17 protein-coding genes are annotated in these 23,652 nt (G+C 51.7%); 2 read left to right on the plus strand and 15 right to left on the minus strand.

Going from position 1 to position 23,652, the window contains the following annotated elements:
- Positions 1–41: 41 nt before the first annotated feature.
- Both M0L20_RS16565 and M0L20_RS16570 read right to left on the minus strand, forming a co-directional pair.
- Positions 42–725, minus strand: a complete 684-nt coding sequence (locus M0L20_RS16565; protein WP_232562023.1) for a DUF3667 domain-containing protein — start codon at positions 723–725, stop codon at positions 42–44.
- Positions 726–896: 171 nt separating this feature from the next.
- Positions 897–1,550: a hypothetical protein gene (locus M0L20_RS16570; RefSeq protein WP_248478025.1), complete on the minus strand. Its 654-nt coding sequence runs from the start codon at positions 1,548–1,550 to the stop codon at positions 897–899.
- Positions 1,551–1,708: 158 nt separating this feature from the next.
- Here M0L20_RS16570 and M0L20_RS16575 point away from each other — a divergent pair, with 158 nt between their 5' ends.
- On the plus strand, positions 1,709–2,461 hold the full coding sequence (locus M0L20_RS16575; protein ID WP_248478027.1) for a LytR/AlgR family response regulator transcription factor: 753 nt from the start codon (positions 1,709–1,711) through the stop codon (positions 2,459–2,461).
- A 70-nt stretch (positions 2,462–2,531) separates the two neighbouring features.
- On the opposite strand, the gene M0L20_RS16580 is transcribed toward M0L20_RS16575, so the two are convergent.
- The 3 genes from M0L20_RS16580 to M0L20_RS16590 all read right to left on the minus strand — a co-directional run bounded on the left by M0L20_RS16580 (position 2,532) and on the right by M0L20_RS16590 (position 6,790).
- Positions 2,532–4,061, minus strand: a complete 1,530-nt coding sequence (locus M0L20_RS16580) for a malate:quinone oxidoreductase (RefSeq protein WP_232562026.1) — start codon at positions 4,059–4,061, stop codon at positions 2,532–2,534.
- Positions 4,062–4,567: 506 nt separating this feature from the next.
- Positions 4,568–6,523: a heparinase II/III domain-containing protein gene (locus M0L20_RS16585; protein WP_248478029.1), complete on the minus strand. Its 1,956-nt coding sequence runs from the start codon at positions 6,521–6,523 to the stop codon at positions 4,568–4,570.
- A gap of 117 nt (positions 6,524–6,640) precedes the next feature.
- Positions 6,641–6,790, minus strand: a complete 150-nt coding sequence (locus tag M0L20_RS16590) for a hypothetical protein (RefSeq protein WP_248478031.1) — start codon at positions 6,788–6,790, stop codon at positions 6,641–6,643.
- 70 nt (positions 6,791–6,860) lie between these two features.
- Between M0L20_RS16590 and M0L20_RS16595 the strand changes: the two genes are divergently transcribed.
- Positions 6,861–7,934, plus strand: coding sequence for an alginate lyase family protein (locus M0L20_RS16595; RefSeq protein ID WP_248478033.1), 1,074 nt, complete (start codon positions 6,861–6,863; stop codon positions 7,932–7,934).
- A 32-nt stretch (positions 7,935–7,966) separates the two neighbouring features.
- Here the strand turns inward: M0L20_RS16595 and M0L20_RS16600 are convergent, their stop codons facing one another.
- From M0L20_RS16600 to M0L20_RS16645, 10 genes are all read right to left on the minus strand, one after another.
- On the minus strand, positions 7,967–9,271 hold the full coding sequence (locus M0L20_RS16600; RefSeq protein WP_248478035.1) for an MFS transporter: 1,305 nt from the start codon (positions 9,269–9,271) through the stop codon (positions 7,967–7,969).
- A gap of 178 nt (positions 9,272–9,449) precedes the next feature.
- A complete protein-coding gene (locus M0L20_RS16605) occupies positions 9,450–10,109 on the minus strand; it encodes a bifunctional 4-hydroxy-2-oxoglutarate aldolase/2-dehydro-3-deoxy-phosphogluconate aldolase (RefSeq protein ID WP_435531832.1) in 660 nt (219 codons plus the stop codon).
- Entirely contained in the window at positions 10,106–11,113 is a 1,008-nt protein-coding gene (locus tag M0L20_RS16610) for a 2-dehydro-3-deoxygalactonokinase (protein WP_248478037.1), read from the minus strand. Before M0L20_RS16610 ends, M0L20_RS16605 begins: the two co-directional genes overlap by 4 nt.
- A 21-nt stretch (positions 11,114–11,134) precedes the next feature.
- Complete coding sequence (locus M0L20_RS16615; RefSeq protein ID WP_248478038.1) at positions 11,135–13,369, minus strand: outer membrane protein assembly factor BamB family protein; 2,235 nt, start codon at positions 13,367–13,369, stop codon at positions 11,135–11,137.
- Between the two features lie 47 nt (positions 13,370–13,416).
- Positions 13,417–14,391 carry a hypothetical protein gene (locus tag M0L20_RS16620; RefSeq protein ID WP_248478039.1) on the minus strand — a complete coding sequence of 325 codons (975 nt, stop codon included), beginning with the start codon at positions 14,389–14,391 and terminating at the stop codon, positions 13,417–13,419.
- A gap of 98 nt (positions 14,392–14,489) precedes the next feature.
- Positions 14,490–15,965 carry a RagB/SusD family nutrient uptake outer membrane protein gene (locus tag M0L20_RS16625; protein WP_232562034.1) on the minus strand — a complete coding sequence of 492 codons (1,476 nt, stop codon included), beginning with the start codon at positions 15,963–15,965 and terminating at the stop codon, positions 14,490–14,492.
- A 15-nt stretch (positions 15,966–15,980) separates the two neighbouring features.
- Positions 15,981–18,971 (minus strand): SusC/RagA family TonB-linked outer membrane protein, encoded by a 2,991-nt coding sequence (locus M0L20_RS16630; RefSeq protein WP_248478040.1) that lies wholly within the window; start codon positions 18,969–18,971, stop codon positions 15,981–15,983.
- A gap of 179 nt (positions 18,972–19,150) precedes the next feature.
- A complete protein-coding gene (gene dgoD / locus M0L20_RS16635; RefSeq protein WP_435531833.1) occupies positions 19,151–20,371 on the minus strand; it encodes a galactonate dehydratase in 1,221 nt (406 codons plus the stop codon).
- 164 nt (positions 20,372–20,535) lie between these two features.
- Entirely contained in the window at positions 20,536–21,891 is a 1,356-nt protein-coding gene (locus M0L20_RS16640) for an enolase C-terminal domain-like protein (protein WP_232562037.1), read from the minus strand.
- Positions 21,892–22,061: 170 nt separating this feature from the next.
- The gene (locus tag M0L20_RS16645; protein ID WP_248478042.1) at positions 22,062–23,603 is read right to left on the minus strand and encodes a SusD/RagB family nutrient-binding outer membrane lipoprotein; all 1,542 of its coding nucleotides are present in this window, start codon (positions 23,601–23,603) and stop codon (positions 22,062–22,064) included.
- Between the last annotated feature and the right edge of the window lie 49 nt (positions 23,604–23,652).

Raw genomic sequence — 23,652 nt, forward strand, 5'->3', positions numbered from 1 at the left:
GAATGGCCATACTACCCGTTGTAGGGATCAAGACTGTTCGACTACTTTATTGCCAGATCAACCAGCGTTCCGAGTAATAGCGCTGCCAGCGAGAAGGTTATCATGCCCAGCACATATGCACCAAATGCTTTTACATAATTAACGATCTTCCGCTTATCGAAAAACTGGCCGATTGCCCACGTGCAGTACCCTATACCAACGAAACCGGCAACCCGCATTGAATTCAGGTGAGTCAGTCCCTGAAAAACGGCAAAAACGGCAAAGATCAACATCCCCATGCCCATTACGAAACACAGGAGAATCAGAATTTCGAAAAAATTATACGCGTACTTTCGAAAAAATAGCTTTGCCCAGAAAGCGATAAAGACGCCCATAATGATATTGGCATAACCGTAGTGGGCCTGAATCCACTTGAAAATGACACCCGTGCTCGTCTCTTCGGCTTCGTCAAGTTTCATGTAACCATCTCCGATATGGAAAAAGTGGTTTACGAGCGTATACGCCAAAGAAGTCACGATGATAAAAATGATAGGCTTTACGAGTCGACTTCTATTTTCCGAAATAAAATGTCTGACGTTATCGCCCGGACTTACCAACAATTCCCGGACCGTATACAGGAGGCCCCGCTCAAAATGTAAGACGTGTTCAATTTCGTGTTTGATGTAATGACCATCAATACGCTTCACGGCAACCGGCTGCCCGCAATGAGCACAGTACTTGTGCATAACTTCTTGCTGGCAATTCGAGCAACTCAATACTTGCATTTTTGGCTAGATAAAAGTAACAGGTACGGGTTCGTCAACTCCCGACTCATCGTTGATGTCGACGGTCGCATAGGTTGACGGATAAGTGCACAATATAGAAAAACTAGCTTAGTTCTCACGTTGCCACACGGGCTAAATTACCGGATATGCCGGATTGCTTCTCACACGCGCTCGTTTCCAGATGAAATAAACGATTAGGGCGAAGCCAATTGCCGAGGGAAGAATCTGGCTGTACGGCTTGAAATCGGATAATACGGCACCGCCAAAAGCCGACGCGAGACCGCTATAAGCCGATACTAATTTGTAGATGTGTTCATAGAGCCACCCTTTTTTGAGCCGTTGGAATAGCCAGATGTATTTGATCAAATCATACCCTGCCACCAGGACCAGCGCCAAAAGCGTGGGGTAAATTACGGTGGGAGACCAGTTGCCGCCCGATAGCTGCATGGATCGTACGTACAAGCCACCCGCGATCAATACAACCACGGCCAGCAACGCGTCCAGCCACGAAGCGCGTCGTTCACGAAGTCGAACAACACGGTACCCCGAATAGCCTACGTAGCCAGACAGTAGGGTCAGGATAACCAAAAAAGAGCTGGATCGAAAGAAGAGTACGCCCACAAAAGCCGTAGCCACGACGACCGCCAGTACGTACAAAAACCAGCGTCCATAACGAACGTGTTGCGGGGAGCGATTCTGGTAGAAGAGGGCTATTAAACCAATAAGTAAGCCAAGAATGCCAAAGATGATGTGGACAACGATGTTGACCGTATGAAGCGTTTGCATAGGAAAACCTCCGGGTTGTTTGCGGGCCGGCCGGTCGTAAAGTTGGGTAGGTACAGACGGGGCGGCAAGCCTTTCGTGACGAAGTAATCTGGACTGTGACGAACGTCTTTTGTCACGTAATGCATGGCTGTACAGGTTCTGGATTGTAATTTGGAGGTATGAAACGCAATCCGCTTCTGAATCATTTCGTCGTACGTAATTTGCTGGGACTGCTCGCTTTGCTGGCGGTTCACTTCCTGGCCGATATGTACGCTATGGATCAGCGGGTAGGCTTTTCGAAGCTGTCGCCTTACGTGTATTTGTTAATGCTGTACGGTTGGCTGGTGTTTCACAACCGTATCCTGTTTGAACGGCTGTTCCTGCAAGGAAAAAAAGCGGCTTATTTCGGCTGTCTGATCCTACTCATGGCGCTGGGTTCGTTCAACATGAGTTTTATACTGCAAACGCAATTTGCCATTGTGCGCCCGCTTCCGCATCTGGTCAATTTTTGGGTGTACACCGTGACGGGCCTGGGCGTATACGTTACGTACCGGTATATCCGTATGCAAGGGCAAAAAGAACGTCAACCCGTCGAAGAAACAAAGGCAGTAACCGAAATAACGGATAACTTTTCCTGTACGGTGGATGGTGTCCGTCAGGTGATCGCCCATACCGATATTCGCTATCTTGAGAGTCTGGAAAACTACGTCAAGATCTTCACGAAATCGAAAACGTACATTACGCGGATGACCTTGAAGGAAGCCGAAGATCGGTTGCCCAAACGGCTGTTTGTTCGCATCAGCCGGTCGTCCATTGTGAATACGGCGCACGTTGACACAATCGAGTCTGACACGCTTCGAATTGGAACAAAGGAGTTGCGCATTGGCAAGGTATACAAACGATATGTCGCCGAACAGTTTACCGGAGAGTAAGCAAGCGCATAAAAAAAAGCGGGGCATGATACGATTTGTACCTGCCCCGCTTTCATGCGCGTTTAGACTATTACTCGGCTTCCGGCGTGTATTCGTATACACCAAGTCCAAGCACTTCGTTGGTATGTCTCCGCAACTCCTGGCCTAGTTTTGGGTTGTTAGCCAATACTTGGCCGTAGGAAGGAATCATTTCCGTCAACTTTTGCTGCCAGGCTTCGGTGGCAAGCTGATCCGGGAAACATCGCTTGATCAGGTCAAGCATGATCGAAACGGCGGTCGATGCACCGGGCGATGCGCCCAACAAAGCGGCAATGCTTCCGTCCGCTGCGCTAACCACCTCGGTGCCAAATTCCAGAACGCCCCCTTCTTTCTCGTCTTTCTTGATTACCTGCACCCGCTGGCCGGCAACTTCCAACTCCCAGTCTTCCATCTTCGCATCGGGGTAATACTCCCGCAAAGCGGCCAGTCGATCTTCCGGCGACTGCATCACTTGCTGAATCAGGTATTTGGTCAGCGGAATATTGTGCATACCGGCCATAAGCATGGGGGCCATGTTGCTCAGCTGAATCGACTTCGGCAAGTCCAGGTAGGAACCGCTTTTGAGGAATTTCGTCGAGAAACCGGCGTAAGGACCAAACAGTAACTCGCGTTTGCCTTCGATCATGCGCGTGTCCAGGTGAGGAACCGACATCGGCGGAGCACCTACCGACGCTTTGCCGTACACTTTCGCCTGATGCCGTTCGATGACATCGGGGTTCACGCACTTGAGCCACTGACCACTAACCGGGAATCCACCAAAGCCACGGCTTTCGGGAATGTCCGATTTTTCGAGCAAGCGTAGCGAACCACCACCCGCACCGATAAAAATAAATTGCGTCTGTACGTCGCGTACCTGATTGGTCGTCACGTTTTCGACGCGGATTTTCCAACCGCCGAGCGATTTCGACCGCCACAGGTCACGAACCTCATGGGCAAAGTACAAACGAACGCCCGGCATATCGGTCAGACGCCGGAACATAGCTCGGGTGAGGGCGCCAAAGTTCACGTCCGTACCAATTTCCATGCGTGTAGCCGCTACTGGTTGCGATGGATCGCGGTCTTCCATAACCAACGGCATCCAATCGGCCAGCTGTGCCCGATCTTCGGAATACTGCATCCCGTGGAAAAGGTAATTTTTCTGAAGGGCCTCGTAGCGTTTGCGCAGATAATTAACGTTATCGTTGCCCCACACAAAACTCATGTGCGGGATGGAACGGATAAAATTGGGAGCATCATTCAGAAACCCTTTCTCAACCAGAAAGGACCAGAATTGCTTCGACTGTTCGAACGACTCGGCAATCTTTACGGCTTTCGACGCATCGATGGTACCGTCTCCTTTTTCGGGCGTGTAGTTCAATTCGCAAAAGGCCGAGTGACCCGTACCGGCATTATTCCAGGCGTCGGAACTTTCGGCGGCTGCACTATCAAGCCGCTCGTAAATTTCGATGGTCAGATCGGGTTGCAATTCTTTCAGCATTACGCCTAATGTTGCACTCATGATACCGGCACCGATCAAAATGACATCGGGACCTTTTTGTACAGCTTTATTTCGTTTCGCCATGATAAGAGGCAGAGATATATTCTTTCTAATTACAAAATTGGGGGTTTGCTTGTTCCGAAAGGTTATCCAATAGAAAATATGTATTAAACTAATTAATGTAATGACAGTGAAAATAAGCTTGACAGTCCAATTGTGTAACAAATAACTAACTGATAATTAGCAAATTAAAATGGATTCAGGTTTCTAAAAAGTTTATTTAAAATACACCTGTTTTCAGGGATAAAAATTGTGTATTTTATCTATTTGCCATTTGCTGTTTTTCCGATTTTGGCCTTTTCTTAGATAAAATTGATCTTAATCCTTTTGATGAATAAAGTATAACAGAATAATCGACTAATAGTCAGATAAAGCAGTTAGTGCCGTCAGTTTCTCAAACCTGACGGCACAATCCAGTGGTGTCGGTTTTGAGAACCGCGCGGGCGGCCCCGCCGACACCACTGGTTAGGATCAGGATTATCGGACCATCAATTGATAAAAGAGACAAGGGTAGCCTACGAGTTGAAAGATCACTTCGACAGATTGGCGATGGTAAGGCTCAGCCTGTCTGACGGTTTTGGTGTTAGCACATTGAAGTTGATTCGGTAGATGGTATCGCCCCATTTCGTAATGATCCCACGGTCTTCGGGAGCATCCAGCTTTACTTTTTCAATGGAAGGCGTCATCTGCTTGGCGTTATAGCTGACCACGAAATCGCTGGCTTGGCCTCCTTTTGGGTTGTAATGAATAATCAATTCGCCGGGTTTTCCAACTTCCGCCGGGTAGCAAGTCATCACGTGTTGGGTAATAGAGCTGGCATTTTTCAGGTTGACAACGTCGTCAATCTGAACGTTTTTTCCCCGATTCAGTCGGATGGTTCGTTGCCAGTGGTTTATGTCCGCGTCGGTTGGGTACGCCTGTGAAATGTCAACGGTAAACTGTGGCGAAGCGTTATCGGCTTTGTACGAAACATCGGTCGCTTTGAACGACATACCGGGTGGCTGGTTTTTCCCATTGATGGTCGGCAGGTTGTGGTAATCCGAACAATTGTACCAGATGTCGTAACGTTTGTTGCTGAACGTTTTGGCTGTGTACGTGCCCCGGCCAACGTCGATCAATAGCGGTTGCCCGTCGTAGTAGACCACGTACGTGCCGATGTCGTTGTGGTTATGGCTTTCGTCATTATGGCCTCCCTTGGCCGCTACGTAAAAGCCTTTCGTCGTTCCTGCCTGATCGCGGGCGGCAAACACCTGAAGGTCGGGTAGCCAGATGTTTTGGGGCAGCGGCAACCTTTGCGCGGCTTTCTGGTATTCGTCCTGCATGAACAGGGCGTAGAAGTGTCTGAAGTAATGAAATTTGCCGATGTTGCCTTCTTCGGGTTTGCGATAAAACGCGCCGAACCTCATCATATCCGGGTCGTTGATGGCTTTGCCGTAGCGGTAAATCATCGTTGCGGCCATGCCTGGTTGCGGATCGGCGTCGGCGAAATTCAGAAAGTACTTGTCGCTGATCTGAGCGCGGTAGATGAACCGGCCCATGTTGCGAAATTTCTCATCAGCGTACACGTACTGAAAGGCATCGTTACTAGCCAGATTGAGCATAGCGATGTTGTCGTACAGGGAAGCGGCAGCAGCACCCCAGTAGCTGGGTCCTTCGTCGCAACCGCCATCCTGCGGATAAGGATTCAAAAATTCGTCGAGCACGTCCAGCACTTTGGCGACCGAGGCCGTTCGCTTATCGTCGTCTTTTTCGAGCAGTAGAACGGCGTTCAGCCAGTTCGAGCAAATCCAGGGATTCCAGTTGTTCGGTGCTCGTCCGTTGGCCGTTTTCGTCATCCAGCCGTGTGGTTTTGTCATCAGCGGGTCAAAAATGCGGTACCTGGTTTCGGTGTAGATGCGCTTTCGGATTTGCGGAGAAACAGCGTCCAGCTTATCACCCAGATAATAATCGACCCAGGCCAGATAGGTGGCGGTTTCGGCGGCAAACAGATCAACGAAGGGTTTCGATACGTCCATCAGCCCCGCGTACTCCTTCGACTTGGGCAAATGGGCGGGAACGCCCCAAAACGACTCCTCGCAGATGGACCACACGCCGTCGATAATCGGATCGACAAACCGTCCTTTGTTTTCGTAGATTTCAGCGAGCAGGAGTGTACCCAGCACCTCACGTTTTTCAAAGCTCACGGCCTGAAACTGATCCCGGTCGCCAGTCCGGTCGATCAGCAGCGATTTGGTCGCCGGAATGTACGGCCATTGGTAGTTGAGGTACGATTCAGCTTTTTTGAGATACGCCTGCATCATCTTCTGATCGGCCTTGGCCCATCCAGCCCGGTCGTCGCGTTTGGGAAACGGTGTCCATTGCGCTTGTGGAACCAAGACTTTTTTTAGCTCACTGGACGAAAATTTTCCGCTTAGCAGGTCCTGCGTTTGGGCCGTTATGGAAAAGAAGAGTAAAGAAGCTGTTACCAGCATCAGGAATTTTTTCATGGATCGGGTTTATTTAAGGTAGAGGGTACAATGGTTCCTAACGAGCAATGACCAGCCTGAAAGAGGCAATCGTTTCGGTGCGGGTGGCTTTCGGGAAAAGAGAATAGTCATCCTTTTTTACTTATAAAAGGGCTGATTATCAATGGTTACGATCAGCGAAATAACCCGGTCCGGTAGGCTTTGCGAGTAAAAGTAGGGTTCGGGCTGCTTCGACTTGTTGAAATCAAAGGTCAGGCCAATGCAACGGTGGAGGATACTGGTTATCATTACCATAAGTCAGTTTTTCAGGACAGTTGCCTTCTGTCAATCCACGGAACGGAGCCCGGTTCCATCGACCTTGCAGCCGTATAATCTGGCCGAAGCGCGTTGGGCGATGCAGCAGGAGCCTATTACCGTTACGGCCCAAACCTCAGCCCGGAGCGCGGGAAACCAACATGATTTCTTTTCGGAAGGCGACTACTGGTGGCCCGACTCGGCTAATCCGCAGGGGCCGTACATCCAGCGGGACGGCCTGACCAATCCAGGCAATTTCGTTGCTCACCGGCAGGCTACGATCCGCTTTAGTCGGATCGTGGGTGCTCTCGCATCGGCCTACGTAATCACTCGTGACGAAACCTACGTCCGGCAGGCGTTTCGCCATCTTAACGCATGGTTTGTCAACCCGGCAACGCGAATGAATCCATCGTTGCTGTACGCGCAGGCGATCAAAGGACGGGCAACCGGGCGCGGCATCGGTATTATCGACACCATTCACCTGATGGAAGTCGCGCAGGGCGTTCGGGTTATGGAAAAGGTAAAAAGCGCTGACAAGCAATCAGTGGCCGCTATTCGTCGCTGGTTTGCCGATTACCTGACCTGGCTGACAACGCATCCGTATGGCAAAGACGAGATGAACGCCAAAAACAATCACGGCACCTGTTGGGTGATGCAGGTAGCGGCCTTTGCCCGGCTGACCAATAACGACACGCTACTGGCCTTCTGCCGAAACCGGTACAAAACCGTTTTATTACCCGAGCAGATGGCCGCTGGCGGAAGTTTCCCGCAGGAACTACGCCGAACCAAGCCGTACGGTTATTCGCTGTTTAACCTGGATGCGATGACAACCATCTGCCAGATTCTGTCGATTCCCTCCGATAACCTGTGGCACTACCAAACACCCGATGGGCGCACAATCCGGTGGGGTATTGATTACCTGTATCCGTTTGTGGCAAACAAACCATCCTGGCCGCTAAAGCCCGACGTCATGTACTGGGAAAACTGGCCCGTGGCTCCGCCTTTTCTCGTGTTTGGGTTCAATGCGTTCGGGCAAAACGATTGGCTGCAAACCTGGAAAAAACTCGACCATGCGCCACACGTAGACGAAGTACTGCGTAATCTGCCCATTCGCAATCCGCTTATCTGGCTGGAATAAAGCGCGTACCAAGTAGTCTTTTCTACCGAGAGTTACCGCAAACTCTCAACATCGATTTCCTTGGCATTTCGTGTGAGCAGATGAATGATTGTCCAGGCGATCAGGTACGTGAAGGCGCAAATGGTAAACAGCAGATTGTATCCACCCGTCAGATTTCCGGCGGTTTTGTACTCATCGAGCAGACTCCCGATCAGCATGGGGAAAAGAATACCGCCCAACGCGCCCGCTGTACCGGCAATACCGACAATCGAACTAACGGCCTGTTTCGGAAAGAGATCCGACGCGAGCGTAAATACGTTGGTTGCCCACGCCTGATGGACCGCCACCGCCACGCTCAGTAACCCTACGGCTACCCAAACATCAGTAACGAACTGAGCCAGCATAATTGAAATTTCGATGAGGGCAAACGCAAAGAGTACGGTCTTGCGTGCTTTTAGCGTCGGCCACCCGTTTTTAATCAATCGAGAGGATAGGTAGCCCCCACCGATGCTACCTAAGGTCGTAGCTGTGTAAATAAGCATGAGTTCGACGCTCGGCTTTTTTAGATCCAGATTGAACGTGGACGAAAAATAGGAGGGAAGCCAGAACAGGAAAAACCAGTAAATCGGATCGATCAATCCTTTGCCAGTGATCACCGCCCAGGTTTGCGGAAAGGTAAACAGCTTGAACCATTTGATGGGCCGTTTCGTGGCATCATCGTTGTCCGTTGCTTCCTGATCACTGACGATATACTGGTATTCCTCCGACGTTAAGCGAGGTTGCCGGGTCGGAATGTCGTAAAAAATGAGCCAGGCGATTAGCCAGACGAAGCCCAGCGCCCCGGTGATCCAGAACACATTTTGCCAACCATACTGCGTCAAAATCCAGGGGACGACCAGTACGGCGACGACAACGCCAATGCTGGTGCCTGCGTTGAACAAGCCCGTTGCCAGCGCTCGTTCTTTTTTCGGAAACCATTCGGCGACAGTCTTGACGGCTGCCGGATAGTTGCCCGCTTCGCCGATTCCTAAGCCAACCCGCGCCATGCTGAACCCGAACACCGACCGGGCGACAGCATGTAACATGCCGGCTATGCTCCACAGGACGATGGTAACGGAATACCCGACCTTCGTTCCTACTTTATCAATGATCCATCCGAACAGCAATAAGCCAACGGCATAGGCCGCCGTGAACGCCATAACAATCCGTGAAAAATTGGTTTCGCTCCAGTTAAATTCCTTTTCTAACGTGGGCTTCAACAAACCAATAATTTGCCGGTCTAAATAATTAATAGTAGTTGCGGTGAATAACAGGAATACAATAAACCATCGGTAGTTTTTTACTTTAAATGTTGACATAAACAACAAAAGTTAACGTAAATAATAGGTATTTTTTGTCATCCCGACGCAGGAGGGATGACAAAAAAATCGGCCCCAAATAGATTACTTATTGATTGATTATCAACAAGTAAAATTCATTGTTCACGTAAAGTTAGGGCTGCGTAAGGGAGTGGGACCGCAATGGAAAACGCACGTATTATTTTTGAACAGAATCCTGAAGGATAGCCGTAAACTTTTGAAAATGGGCTTTTAATCCTGGCCAGTCTTTTTTCTGAATAAGCGCTTTATCGAATAGGTGTCCGCCAACGCCTAAACCGTCTGATCCAGCTTTGTAGTAGGCAGCCATGTTATCTAAATTGATACCACCGGTTGGCGCTAATTTTACCTGATCTAAAGGCGCTTTTACGTCTTTGATGTAATCGGGTCCCAGCGACGTTGCCGGATACACTTTAACAATCGAAGCGCCTAACGACCAGGCCGTATAGATTTCGGATGGGGTAAAGGCACCAGGGAAAATGGGGATACCGCGCTTCACACTGGACTTGATTACTTTCTTGCTAATGATCGGTGTGACAACGAATTGCGCCCCGGCTTCCAGCGCTTTATCCAGATCGTCTTTGGTGCAGACCGTACCCGCGCCGATGTTTAAACCCGCATTCTCGTTTTCGACCGCGTACCGGATGATTTCCTCCGCGTCGGCGGTGTTCATGGTTATTTCGATCGTTGTCAGCCCGGCCTCCCGGTAAATGGGAAGAATGTGCTTGATCGTGTCAAACGATAAGCCTCGTATGATACCAATGAGTGGCGCTCTGGAAAATAGCTCCCACGAAAAAGGAGTTTGATTCAACGTAGTCATTTGTTTACGGGTAATAGCTGGCCCTGAATTACTTTAACTTGTCCGGCGATAGTGGCTTTATCATTTAAATCGGGGGGGACGGTAATGGTCCGCTCGGATAAATTCAGTTCTTCCATCGCCAGTTTGTACAGTTCATACAGATTGGTGCCGCTGCATAAGATCAATGGCCAATCCTTTTTGTCAATCAGCGATTTTAATTCAGCGCCGATAAGCAGGCCGCTTAAATAAAGTGTGTTTTGTTTTTTGGTTAGTAAGTCGAACAATTGATTGGTGCGTACGCGAAATAAACTTGTCAAGGTCGATGTGGCCATTGCCTCTTTGAGACCAAGTTTAAAACCGTCCAATTCATCTGTGGAGAGCGTAATTAAATTGGCCGGCTCTACGGAATCCTTTAAAATACTGTAGTGCGACATGAGATTGAAGACTTCCCCTGTCATAAAGGTCTGAAAGTCGGTAACCTGATGATTCTGGATGTAGATGTGCTTGGAATGCGTACCGGGAACGATGAGAATCGCATCGTCAATCCGGGTACGCGCGGTTTCGAGCAGAGCCAGAACGCCAATTAGCTGCGTTTCTTCTCCCCGCATGACATCGTGGGTGGTTCGAACCCCGGAAATCAGCGTGATGTCGTGCGGAAAACCGTTTTGCGCATCGATTCGCCGGACGCTGGCCTGACTACCGTCGACTGGAAACGGTAACGTAGCGTACGGAACCTCATCCATACCAATGGACGAAGAGGCCATGCCGGAAATGACGATTGAGATCGTGTCTAGATTGATACCGACTTTTTCGGACAGATTATCAATTTGTCGTTTCAAATGCTGTCGGAAGAAGTGTTCACGGGATATGCCACTCGTTTCGCCATGATTCTTCCAGGCATTAAACGTGCTGGCAACACCTTCTGACGATGTTACCTCGCCGACAAGGTCAAGGTTGGGTGTGTTTATCAGTCGCAACCGGAAAGACGACGTTCCCCAATCGCAACCTAACAGATAGTTTCTCATAAATGCTTTGTTTTAGTGCTTTTACGGCAACGCGAACGCCACGTAAGAACCGCCCGGTTTCAAGCCGTAGCGGGTGCCCCCGGCCGCAATGACGATGTACTGCTTACCATCGACCATATATGTTATGGGCGTGGCAAAACCACCCGCTGGTAATTTGTACTCCCACACGATTTTTCCGGTTTTCTTGTCAAAAGCGCGCAGTTTCTCGTCGTAGGTAGCGGCAATAAATACCAGGCCACCAGCCGTTACAATGGGTCCGCCGTGATTTTCGGTGCCCGTTGGCGGAACTCCTTTTTTCGTTAATTCTGGATATTCGCCCAGGGGTACCTGCCAGAGGTAGTTACCGGTGTTCAGGTCAATGGCGTTCAGTGTTCCCCAGGGTGGTTTGATAGCGGGGTAGTTATCCTGATCCCGAAACTGAGTGTTGCCATTGTTCAGATAAGGCGGAATGTATGGAAACGAAGCGCCTTCGGGAACGGGCGTCGTTACAACGGAACTGTGCTGATCCGCAGGTCCGTTGCTTGGCTTCACATCCAGCTTCAGTAAGTAGCTCACGAGTGCTTCACGATCTTCCTTCGACAAATGACCGAACGACGGCATCCGCCCGCGACCGGTTACCAGGATGGCTTCGATCTGCTCTTTGGACAGCCGCTTGCCCACTTCCGTCAGATCAGGATAGGCTTGCGCGGTTTGATTGGCCTCACTTCCTTTGCCTCCTGTACCATGACAGACCGCACAGTTTGCCGCAAACAGGGTACCGCCCTTAGTCAACGCTGCACCATTTGTTTGCGCCCGCAGATCCCGCATTTTCAGCCACCAGAGCATGGTGTTGGCATTCTGGTAGAGAATACCGTCCGGATCGGCGGCATTGCCACCCCACTCGGCTCCCCCACCAAAGCCGTAGTAAAGGCTACCTTCCAGGCTAGGCGGCATGTATTTGCTACCGTACCGACTATTCTTGTAGCGGTCCAGCACGTACGCGTGGGCTTCGGGGGTTCGGGTGGTAATTTCGGCTTCGGTTAATTCCTGCCGGACAAACGGGGCCGGTTTGGTCGGCACGGGTTGGGTAGGCCAGGGGTGTTCGCCGGGAAGAGCGGGCGAAGTCGGAACGGCGACCTCCTTGACGGGGAAAAGCGGTTTGCCCGTATCCCGATCAAAAACAAATACATAACCGTCTTTCGTGGCTTGCGCTACAGCATCGATTATCCGGCCGTTGTGCTTAACGGTGATGAGGTTTGGCGGGCACGGTAGATCACGGTCCCACAGATCGTGGTGTACGGTCTGAAAATGCCAGACGCGCTTGCCGGTCTCGGCGTTGAGGGCAATCACGCAGTTGGCAAACAAATTCTGACCCGTCCGCGCTCCGCCGTAAAAGTCAACCGATGGCGAGCCCGTGCCCGCGTAAACGATGCCCCGTTTTTCGTCGATAACCATACCGGCCCAGCAGTTGGCACCACCCAGTTTTTTGTACGAGTCTTTGGACCACGTTTCGTAGCCGTACTCACCGGGTAGGGGAATGGTATGAAAAACCCACGCCAGCTTGCCGGTCCGGACGTTGAACGCGCGGATGTAACCCGGAGGGGCATCACCTCCTTCCGAAACGGCTGACCCCGTGATTAACAGATCCTTGTAGATGACACCCGGCGTCGTAACCCGAATCGAGAAGTTAGCCGCGTCGTAGCCGAGCGTTTCTTTATCGCCCAATCCTTCGTGCAAATCAACTACCCCGTTGTTGCCAAAATCGTCGATTAGTTTGCCGGTAGTGGCATTGACGGCGTACAGAAAAGCCCCCACAGAGTATAGAATGCGCTTATCCTGAGCGTCGGTCCGGCTCCCATCTTCCCAGTAGACAACGCCCCGTACCGGGTGGAAGCGCGGCTTTTTTTCGGGATCGGCAAATGGATCAAATTGCCAGAGTTGTTTGCCCGTAGCGGCTTCAACGGCAAAGAGTTTCATGCGCGGAGTCGTTCCGTAAAGAACGCCTTTGATCACGATAGGCTGGCACTGAATGTCCATACCCCGCTGGTTTGGATTCTTATTGTCGCCGGTTTCGTAGGTCCATGCCAGACGCAGGTTCTTTACGTTTTGCGTATTGATCTGGTTTAAGGGCGAATACCGATTACCAGCGCTGTTACCGCCGTAGGTAGGCCAGTCGTTGCCGGTTTTACGCGGATCTTCGACCGGTTTTTCCTGGTACAAAGGCAGGGAGCCACCCAGGATCGATAGGCCGAACAAAAGTTTAAACGCAAAATTCATGGGTTGGTTGAGTCGGTTAAAAAAGGAAATGGATCAACGAAGAATCGTTATTTGGCTTTCTCGTAAAATTCGTACGTGATCGTCCACGTTACTTCCTGACCAGGAGCCGCTTCCAGACGGATGTAAGGCTCCGGGCAGGAAGTGGTTGCGCAGGCCCAGTAAACCAACTTTTCCAGGGGCTGATCGCCTGTAATACGCACGCCCGCGCCAGTTTTTTTATTTTCGATACGGATGTCGTAATCCTTAGCGGTAGACGACAAACCTTGCAAACCCGCGCTGAAAACGGTTTCTTTTTTCTCGAAATCGCGCGAATAGACAAGCCGGTTGCCCTGTGTCTGAACAAGATCGCCAAACCCTTTGCCCTCCGCTTTAACCGTAAACGGAAGTTCTACTTCAATGCCGGGGCCGGTGGGTTGCTTGTCGATGACAAAAAAATTGTGATTGTACACGCTCGTCCTGATGGGTTGCTTCCCTGTGTTTTTCAGTCGGTGTTCCAGAACAAGTTCGGATTTCCCTTTCGTCAACCGGATTGTTTTGAGGTAGTGGTAGCCGTAACCCGTAGCGGGGTCGGTCAACTCGTGCGTAAAATCAATGTGATCGCTGTACCGGTTGACTTGCCGCTTGCCCGGATTGGCTATGTCGTAATAGCGAGCGAAGGTGTACGGTTTATCGTCGGGTTTTCGCAATGCGCCAACGCCTATTTTGACGAAGGTATCACCCGCTTTGGCGTCGGTATAATTGAGCGGAGTAAATTCTTCGACGGGGCCGTTGATCGCGTCATGCAGCTTGGGATCGTAATTGTCAAACCACTGATCGACGAAATTATGGCCTTTGTAAGTAAGGTTTTTGAACGCTCCTGACCAGTCGAAACGGGTTCCCCGGTAATAGCCCTGCTGTTCATCGGGTAGATACAGCGTGGTCTGAATGAGTCCGTTCGACAATTCTGTTTGAGGCCATTCTGCCGGGGGCGTGGTGCTACACAGCCCAAGAGCGCCGACTGCTGCGATGAGTATTTTTTTCAAGGTCGTATGCGTTTGTTGGACGTGTTTGCAGAGTATTCCTAATGATGTCAACTGGTGGCGTCAGTTTCTCAAAACTGACGCCACTTCGGAAAAGCGTATTAATTCAGGTTCGGATTGATTGACGTATCCGAGTAAGGCAATGGGAACCAATAATTTGCCTTTGTGATCGCCTTGATTGGTTGCAGATCGTCGGCGCTCTTGTTGGCATTGGCCGCTTCGACGCGCTCGAGTCGGACAAGGTCAAACCAGCGGGTCCGCTCACAGGCAAACTCCCAGGCACGTTCCTGTACCACCTCGTCGGCAAATTGGGTGGCCGTCAGCCCATCAGCTGTTGACAGTGCTTTGGTACCCGTCGCCCGACCCCGTAGTCGAACTTGGTTAAGAGCATCATACGCAGCCTGGTCGGGACCACTTGTACTACGGGCTTTGGCTTCTGCGTAAATCGTTAGCACGTGCGGGTAACGCATCATAACCGACGGCAGCGAAATGCTGGACGTAACGACATTGCCTTTGATGTACCATTTCTGGTAGTACGGGTGCTTCGTCAGGCTCTGCTGCCAGGGGATTTTAGTCGAGCCAAGACCGAACTCGGTGCGGAAGGTAGCCGACTTGCGAGGACCTTCGGGAAAGTCGCGGAAGAAATTCAGTTCGGCAAACATATCGTCCCAGCCACCTTCTTCGCCGGGCATGGTTGTGTTCCCGTACGTAGCATTGGCCGTACCGCTACCGCCCGTGAAACCGCTGATCTGGAATACCGATTCGGGAATGCTGGCCACCGCAGGGTCGTTTGCAAAAACCTCCGCAAAAGTCGGCATCAGCTGAAAGCCGTAGGTTGCCCGGTTGTCGATCACTTCTTTGGCTTTAGCCGCTGCCAGATCGTATTTGTCGGTCTGTTTCAAAGGCCAGCCCGCCATTGTCAGGTACACGTCCGCGAGAAACGCCTTCGCCGAACCGACGTTTGGGCGACCCGGATCGCGTCGGGTGTTAGGCAGCAGGGTTTCCGCTTTCTTCAGATCCTCAACGATAAGCGCGTATACCTCCGCTGGCGTCGATTTTTTTACCGTCAGGAGATCGGCGGAGTATTCGCCCACCGTGATGAGCGGAATGTTGCCGTAAAACCGGGTGAGCCAGTAGTAGGAAAAGCCCCGGATGAAGTACGCTTCGCCTGCAATAATGTCGATCGTTGCTTTCGTACCGCTTGTTTTCTGGTAATTGTTGATCACGTTGTTTGCCCCCTGGATGGCTTTGTAACAGCCATTGTACACAGCGCCCGACCGCTGGTTCGTGGTCGATACGGTGAATTGATCGAACTCCCGCCAGTCGGCTTTGTTGCTGGCCGGGTGCGTCGTCACGTCGTCGCTGCCGAGGGTAGCCGCATTGGCCGAGGGGTGAATAAAACCGTAGCCCCACTGGTTGGCCAAACCCCGGTACGAGCCGGTCAGGGCCGATTCCAGACCGTCCTGCGTGGCGAGTACGTTGCCGCCGTACAGCAGACCGGTTGTATCTTCTTCTAAATAACTTTTACAGCCTGCGGTAAGCATAGCCGCCAGTGAAAATATAAGTAACTTTTTCATGACTATCAGAATGGATTAGAAGCCCAGGTTTACGCCAAGTGTATAGGTTTTCGAGTTTGGATAAGAACCGTAGTCAATACCGATAGCCGTATCGGTGTTTGACCCCACGCGGGCGGATTCTGGATCTGGACCTTTGTACTTTGTGATCGTCAGTAGGTTCGTCGCGCTGAAGAATACCCGAAGGTTGGCTTTATTCTGGATGAAGCCTGTTGGTACTGTGTACGAAAGGCTGACGTTTTTCAGCCGAACGAAGCTGCCATTTTCCAGGAACCGGCTCGACTGCGTAAAGGGCTGGTAGGTTCTGGTGAATGCCGGAATGTCGGACGTTTCATTGCCGGGGCGGTAGTAATCCCGGATTTCGGACAGAATGAACTGCCGGGCGTCGCCCGAACCCGATAAGGCAGCCGCCCGCGTGTAGTTGAGCTTATCGACGCCAAACACGCCGTTGAAGAACACGTTCAACGTTAAGCCTTTGTACGTAAAGGTGTTGTTCCAGCCACCCGTTGCTTTCGGAAACGCCCGACCAATGATCTGAAAATCGTCGGTCGTAATGGCGTTGTCGCCGTTGAGGTCCTGGTAACGGGGATCGCCCGGTACGCGCCCGAACTGAGCGGCCAGATCAGCCTCGTTTGGTTTGAAGGTTCCCAGGTATTTCAAGCCCCAGTACGATCCCAGCGGCTCACCCGGCATCAGCATAAACTCGTTGGTGGATGACATACCGCCCCCAACACCCGTACCTTGACCAAGACGAGGCAGACCGCCCAAGCTAATCACTTTGTTTTGCAGTGTCGACAGGTTCAGGTTTGTTTCCCAGCGGAATCCGGCTTTGTCGATAGGCGTACCACCGATGGAGAATTCGAACCCGGTGTTTTCAACTTCGCCGACGTTCCGAGCCTGAGTACCACCACCCGCATAGCTTGGAATCGCTACGTTGAGCAGAAGATCCGTTGTGTTTTTCTTGAAGTAATCGGCTTCGATGCGGAGACGACCGTTCAGGAATTCCATTTCCAGACCAACATCGACCTGCTTGGTGGTTTCCCACTTCAGGTCGGGGTTGCCGGGGTTACCCAGAATTACCCCTGCCGTGGCCGCCGAGTTGTTGAACGCAACCGAGGTTGTGCCGTAGGTCGACAGTGTTGCATATGGGTTAATCGCCTGGCTACCTGTCATACCCCAGCTTCCGCGTAGTTTCAGGTTGCTGAACACGTTGAGGTTTTTGATAAACTCTTCTTCCGACAACCGCCAGCCCAGTGCCAGAGATGGAAATACGCTGTACCGATTGGCAGAACCAAATTTGGACGAGCCATCCCGACGAACCGCTGCCGTAACCAGATACTTATCTTTAAAACCGTAGTTGATACGACCCAGTAGCGAAAGCAGCGTCCATTTCTGATAACCCGACGATACCGTAGCCGCTGTGTTACCGCCGATGTTGTCGTAGCCTAGCTGGGGAAACCGCAGTCCAGAAGCACTCGCCGTGAAGTTTTGATCCGTAAACTGTTGTGTTTCCAGCACCGCAACCGCATTGATCGAATGATCACCGACTTTAAGGTCATAATTCAGGCTATTGGTGTTTTGCAGCGTTACCTGTTCGGCGGAATAGCGGCTTGCCGTCGGCACGTTATTCGAGAGCCGTTTACCGTTCAGGTTCAGGTTCTGCGCGTTCAGGTAGTTAACGGCATACTGTAAATCAAGCGATAAGCCTTTGATGGGAAGTTTGTAGTTCAACCCACCGTTGATGTTCAACCCCGTCCGATTCTGATCAACCGACTGATCGTACAGGTAATCTAATGGGTTCCTGTACACAGAACCGATGGGGTCCGTGAACGTAGGCTGACCGTCTGAACCGTAGGCGGGGGTTGTCGGTGCCCAGGCCAGCGCCTGCACGATGGCTCCACCGTCGAGGGTGTTGTGGTTCTGCGAGCGCGTACCCCAAAGGTTTAGCCGGAGCGATAGCTTATCGTTGATCTGCGTATTGATGTTCGTGCGGAGAATGTACCGCTTGAAACCGCTATTGTTAACGATCCCGTTCTGATTCAAGTAGTTGCCCGAAATCAGGAAGGTTGTTTTTTCGCTACCACCCGACAGCGTGATCTGGTGCTGCTGACCACTTCCCTGCCGAAAAACCAGACTCTGCCAGTCAGTACCGCCGTTTTGTTTGAACTGCGCAATCTGGTCCGACGTAAACGGCAGGTTCGAACCGGTAGCCGTGGCGCGGGCATTCACGATTTCGGCAAATTCACCGGCGGGTAGCACGTCGTACCGTTTGATGTTTTCCGAGATGCTGAACTGTCCTTCGTAATTGACTTTAAGCCCGCGCGCGCCTTTTTTTGTCGTGATGATTACCACGCCATTTGCGCCCCGGCTACCGTAAATCGAGGTCGAAGCCGCATCTTTTAGAATCTGAAGGGTTTCGATATCGTTCGGGTTAACGAAGTTGAAATTGGCACCCACATACCCATCGACAACGTACAGCGGGTCGTTATTGCCCAGTACGGAGTTTGCACCCCGGATACGGATACGCGCGTCGCCACCGGGAGCCCCGTTGGTCTGGGTTACCTGTACACCCGCAGCCCGTCCCTGCAAAACCTGATCCAGACGGGTAACCGGTTGCTGGGCGAATTCTTTGGTCGAGATGGCCGTCAATGCGCCCGTTACGTCGGTTTTACGCTGCGTACCGTACCCGACAACTACGACTTCGTTCAGCGTTTTCTGATCCTCCGCCATCTGGACGTTGACAACCGAGCGGCCATTCACCGGTACGGTTTGGCTGACATACCCGATGTTGGAAAACACCAGCGACGTTGTACCTGCCGCATTAAGCGAGAAATTACCCGACGCATCGGTCGATGTTCCCGTGGTCGTCCCACTCACCTGAACGTTAACGCCAGGAAGACCCTGGTTATCGGGACCGGTCACTTTACCGGTCACTCTGGTACCCTGAGCGAACGCATAACCTTCGCAGAGGAGTAGCAGTACAATGAAAAACTTTACAGTTCTTTTCATAATAAGGGTTTGAATAGAAATAATAAGTGTATGGAGTTTAAGGGATGAATAGGTAATGCTTGGGTACTTGTCTTAATGGTTTCGGCGGTGCCGCTCGCGCGGTGGTGTCGGTTTCTCAAAACCGACCCTTGGCGTCAGCAATTTGTGTCGGTTTTGAGAAACCGACACCACAGCACCGATTACCAGTCCACGACGGAGCCGTCGAGGGCGTTGTATGTTTCCGGGTTTCGCCAGTCGTGACCGATTTTATCTTTTAATTGCGCTTCGTCTAGCTCGATGCCTAAGCCCGGCCCTTTGGGAATGAGTACGGTGCCATCTTTTTGCAGCTTGAACGGATTTTTGATATAGCCTTCGCCCAGCGAGACCTGCTCCTGTACCAAAAAATTAGGCACACTAGCCGCCAGGTGAAGACCTACGGCCAGTGATATAGGTCCCATTGGGTTGTGGGGTGCAATCGGTACGTAATAGGCTTCGGCCATCCCCGCAATGATGCGTCCTTCGGTGATGCCCCCGGCATGGCATAAGTCGGGCTGAACGATGCTGACGGCTCGCTTTTCCAGTAGTTCGCGGAAGCCCCATTTCGTAAAAATGCGTTCGCCAGCGGCAATGGGTAGATGCGTACCCCGCGCAATGTCGGCCAGTACGTCAACGTTCTGCGCCTGAACCGGCTCTTCAATAAACATCGGATTAAAAGGCTCCAACTCCTTGATTAGTAGCTTGGACGTTTGGGGCGGAATGCTACCGTGAAAGTCGATGGCAATGTCCATATCGTCACCGCCTGCCTGGCGTAGAGACGCGAAATTATTGACCGCGTATTTGACGAATCGAGGGTTCTCGACAATGTTGGCGGGATTCTTTTTGGCTACGCCGGTTTTGATAACGGTGTAGCCTTCTTCTTTCCGTTTTTTCATGTCTTCGGGCGTACTCGCCCGACCGTATACCCGCACGCGGTCGCGGGTCGGACCGCCGAGCAACTCATACACCGGCACGTTGAGGAGTTTGCCTTTTATATCCCAAAGGGCATGATCAATACCGCTCAGGGCGCTGGTCAGGATGGGACCACCCCGGTAGAAAGCGTGCCGGTAAATCGCCTGCCAATGATGAACAACCTGACGCGGATCTTTTCCGATCAAATACGGTTCGACCTCCTTGATGGCCGTTTGAATCGTGAGTGCCCGACCTTCGAGCAATGGTTCGCCGAGACCCACAACGCCAACGTCGGTATGAATTTTAAGGAAAATCCAGCGGGGTTTGACCAGGAAGGTTTCGAGCTTCGTGATCTTGACTTTGCTGTAATCGGCAAAATGATCAGGACTGGATGCGTATGATGTTTGCGGTAGTACCATCGTGCTCATACCCGCAACACCCAGCACTGACTGAATGGCGGACCGACGAGACATACCGGCTTGTTTCCGTGGCGATTTCATCTTAGGTAAGGGCGTAAGTCAATGTACGATAGATAAGTAAGGGTAACGGTATTGCTTCGGAGGGGGGGGGTGTGGTGTATGCGGGGCCACCCGTTTGGTTTACTAGGTACCGCAGACACCACAACGCCGGGGCTTTTTTAAGGTCGGATGATGGTACCGTCCATCCGGCGTACCTGCCAGTTGGATTTGGTTGTGATCGGATACTTCGCGGCTTCTTTCTCGTTAATATCCACGCCCAGGCCCGGAACCTCATTGACCGACATATACCCTTTGTTCATGGTCGGGCAGCCGCTAAACACAGCCTGTGTTTTCTCCGAGAAAGCCACCGCTTCCTGAATACCGAAGTTCCAGACGGCCAGATCAATGTGCGCGTGAGCCGCGTGACCTACCGGCGATACGTCGCCCGGACCGTGCCAGGCCGTCCGGATGTTGAACCACTCACCCAGCCGGGCAACCTTCATGGCGGGCGTAATACCTCCAATCTGCGACACGTGAATCCGGATGTAATCGAACCACTGGTTGACCATTGGTTCTTTGAACTCGTTGATGTTGTTAAACAACTCACCCATCGCAATCGGTACCGACGTAACCTGCCGCAATTGGGCGAACCACTTCATATTTTCGGGGGAGAACGGGTCTTCGATAAAGAACGGACGGTAGTCTTCAACCTGCTTGATCATGTTGATGGCTTCCATCGGCTGCACCCGCTCGTGAACGTCGTGGAGCAGTTCGATTTCTTCGCCACACTGTTTTCGAACCATTTCAAACATCTTGGGAACCGACTTTAAGTAACCCAGTACGTTCATGTACGCATCGCCTTCGTAGCCAAAGCCAGCGTTTTTGAAATCGGGTTTGTCGACGTTGCTACCCACGCCACCATAGCCTCCCTGCTGAATACGGATGTACTTGAAGCCTTGCTCCATGAATTTCTTCACGCTGTCGGCGGTGGCTTCGGGCGTGGTGCCGCCCGCGTGGGTGTAGCAGGGAATGGCGAAGCGAACTTTACCGCCCAGGAGTTGATAAACTGGCATCCCCGCCCGTTTGCCTTTGATGTCCCACAACGCCTGATCGAGTCCACTCAGGGCATTGTTCAGCACAGGGCCGTTGCGCCAGTAGGAACTGACATAAGCCGACTGCCACATATCCTCGATGTTATCAACGTCTTTACCGACGCAGAACTCGTTGAGGTAGGTGTTGATCGCTACCACGACCGCAGCCGCGCGCTGGGTAAAGGTGGCGCAACCCAGGCCGTACAGCCCTGGCTCGGTGGTTTCGACCTTGACGACGATCAGGTTCGAACCCTGCGGAGCCGTGGCAATGGCTTTGACACTTTTGATCTTAACAGGTGTCGTGCCGATGGCATACCCCGGTGTAGTTCTTTGCTCGCGGGCCTGGGCGGCAGAGGGGCCACCAAAGAGGCCTAGTAAACCAGCAGAAGAGCCGAAGCCCAGCATCTTTAAGGTGTCACGACGGCTTTGATCCGATTGATTCATGAGAGAATTTGGGAAAAAGAGTTATTGGTAATGGTTTCAATTATTGGAATGACAGGATGAACAGGGCCGGGTCCGCCAAAAATTACGGTGGGGAACTCTATGGGCCATTTTTGAACAGAAGTACATAGCGAACCAGGTATCCTGTTTATCCTGTCAATGGTATTCAGTCATTATTTTTTGTCCCACCAGACGCGGGTGTCCAGCGTATTTGGGCCCTGCCGAGCGATGGCTTCGTTGAGACTTCCCGAGTTGACGACGATTTCACTGTCGGGGTAGGGCATACGGCGGATAAAGTCACCTTTTACTTCGGAGCCAGGGTATGGGTTTTTCTGCAACGTGGGATAACCACTGCGCCGGAAATTAGCGAAGGCTTCGTTGCCGTCCAGAAAACTGGCTACCCAATACTGCGTGTTGATCTGGTCTAATGCCTTACTGGCATCCAGTGGATGAGCGTCCAGGTAAGCTTTAATGGCCGCTTCCGAAATTGCTGAGTTACTGCCGTACTGGGCCATCTGTTCCAGAGCGGCCCGGATACCCGTTGCGTAGTAATCGGCGGCTGAACCAGTAACCCAGCCCCGCACGGCTGCCTCCGCCAACAAAAGCTGCGTTTGTGCGTACGTAACGTGAAATTCGGGGGCATCCAGCTTTAAGACTGTGTTCAGGTTGACCTGCGAATAGTCCCACAGACTGGCTACTCCGTTCTGGCTGAACGTAGATGCAATCGAGACATCGTTATAGCCCATTGGCATCCCAATCTGAAGCTTCGGATCAGACGAGGCCCGATCATTGACCTGCTCCTGACCGCCTTTCGCGCCCACGTACCGAACGGCAAAGATGGGTAGTCGAGGGTCGTTGTTTTGTTTCAGGTAATTGACGAAGGGCGCTGCGAGGTAGAAGTTCGTTTTTTCGCGGGCGGCTAAATGGTTGGCAATATAGTTGTTATAAATAGCCGTATGGCGTAACACCGAATTGTCGGCATTGGATTGGAACACGCCACCCGCTACGGCTTTTTTAACGTAGCTTTGAGCCATTGTCGGATCAACTTTTGTCAGGCGCATGCCCGCCCGCAGCATAAGCGAATAGCCGAGCTTTTTCCATTTGGCTACGTCTCCACCGTAAAGAATGTCGGTCGTAACGGCGGTTTGCGTACTGGTTAAGGCTGCCGATGCTTCGTCCAGCTCTTTCAGAATATCCTTGTAAATCTCCTGTTGCGGATCGTATTTGGGCGTGATAGTCTCCGTCGTGTAGCCCTGACCCGCCTGGAAATACGGAACATCGCCGTAGGTGTCGGTTAGAACCAAAAAGGTGTAGGCTCGCCAAATACGGGCCGCGTTGTAGGTGTTGCTCTGCAACGGATCACTTTTCGTCTGATCCAGTACGGCTACCAGTTGCTTGACGACATTGCGGTAAAAATTGGTCCAGACCAAAGGTGTATTGCCGCTGTTCACCTGATCGTAATTAGCACCCGACAGCGAACTGCCGTAGGGCGTAATGATCTGCTGCACGATCCCGAAATTGTAGGTCAGCATGCCCAGTGTGCCAAAGCCATCCAGGTAGTTGGTATTAATAATCGCTTTGTTGAGAATCAACGAAGGGGCCAGATAAGTTGGGTCCACCTTGTTGGTGTTGATCTCGTCAAAGCCCTGATCGCAGCTGGTAAGCAAGCTCAGCGAAAGCAGCAGGGTAAGGGTATGTTTGAGGTTCGTTTTCATGATTTTAGGATGAGTAACGTGGACATTTGGTCCACCTTTTCTACACGAC

Source organism: Spirosoma liriopis (assembly GCF_023196085.1).
GTDB lineage: Bacteria > Bacteroidota > Bacteroidia > Cytophagales > Spirosomataceae > Spirosoma > Spirosoma oryzicola.

Coding starts and splice junctions, on each gene's coding strand:
- M0L20_RS16590 (WP_248478031.1), bottom strand. CDS start 6,790: ATGATAACCAGTATCCTCCACCGTTGCATTGGCCTGACCTTTGATTTC.
- M0L20_RS16615 (WP_248478038.1), bottom strand. CDS start 13,369: ATGAATTTTGCGTTTAAACTTTTGTTCGGCCTATCGATCCTGGGTGGC.
- M0L20_RS16625 (WP_232562034.1), bottom strand. CDS start 15,965: ATGAAAAAGTTACTTATATTTTCACTGGCGGCTATGCTTACCGCAGGC.
- M0L20_RS16630 (WP_248478040.1), bottom strand. CDS start 18,971: ATGAAAAGAACTGTAAAGTTTTTCATTGTACTGCTACTCCTCTGCGAA.
- M0L20_RS16640 (WP_232562037.1), bottom strand. CDS start 21,891: ATGAATCAATCGGATCAAAGCCGTCGTGACACCTTAAAGATGCTGGGC.
- dgoD (WP_435531833.1), bottom strand. CDS start 20,371: ATGTCTCGTCGGTCCGCCATTCAGTCAGTGCTGGGTGTTGCGGGTATG.
- M0L20_RS16610 (WP_248478037.1), bottom strand. CDS start 11,113: ATGAGAAACTATCTGTTAGGTTGCGATTGGGGAACGTCGTCTTTCCGG.
- M0L20_RS16580 (WP_232562026.1), bottom strand. CDS start 4,061: ATGGCGAAACGAAATAAAGCTGTACAAAAAGGTCCCGATGTCATTTTG.
- M0L20_RS16605 (WP_435531832.1), bottom strand. CDS start 10,109: ATGACTACGTTGAATCAAACTCCTTTTTCGTGGGAGCTATTTTCCAGA.
- M0L20_RS16575 (WP_248478027.1), top strand. CDS start 1,709: ATGAAACGCAATCCGCTTCTGAATCATTTCGTCGTACGTAATTTGCTG.
- M0L20_RS16645 (WP_248478042.1), bottom strand. CDS start 23,603: ATGAAAACGAACCTCAAACATACCCTTACCCTGCTGCTTTCGCTGAGC.
- M0L20_RS16600 (WP_248478035.1), bottom strand. CDS start 9,271: ATGTCAACATTTAAAGTAAAAAACTACCGATGGTTTATTGTATTCCTG.
- M0L20_RS16585 (WP_248478029.1), bottom strand. CDS start 6,523: ATGAAAAAATTCCTGATGCTGGTAACAGCTTCTTTACTCTTCTTTTCC.
- M0L20_RS16570 (WP_248478025.1), bottom strand. CDS start 1,550: ATGCAAACGCTTCATACGGTCAACATCGTTGTCCACATCATCTTTGGC.
- M0L20_RS16565 (WP_232562023.1), bottom strand. CDS start 725: ATGCACAAGTACTGTGCTCATTGCGGGCAGCCGGTTGCCGTGAAGCGT.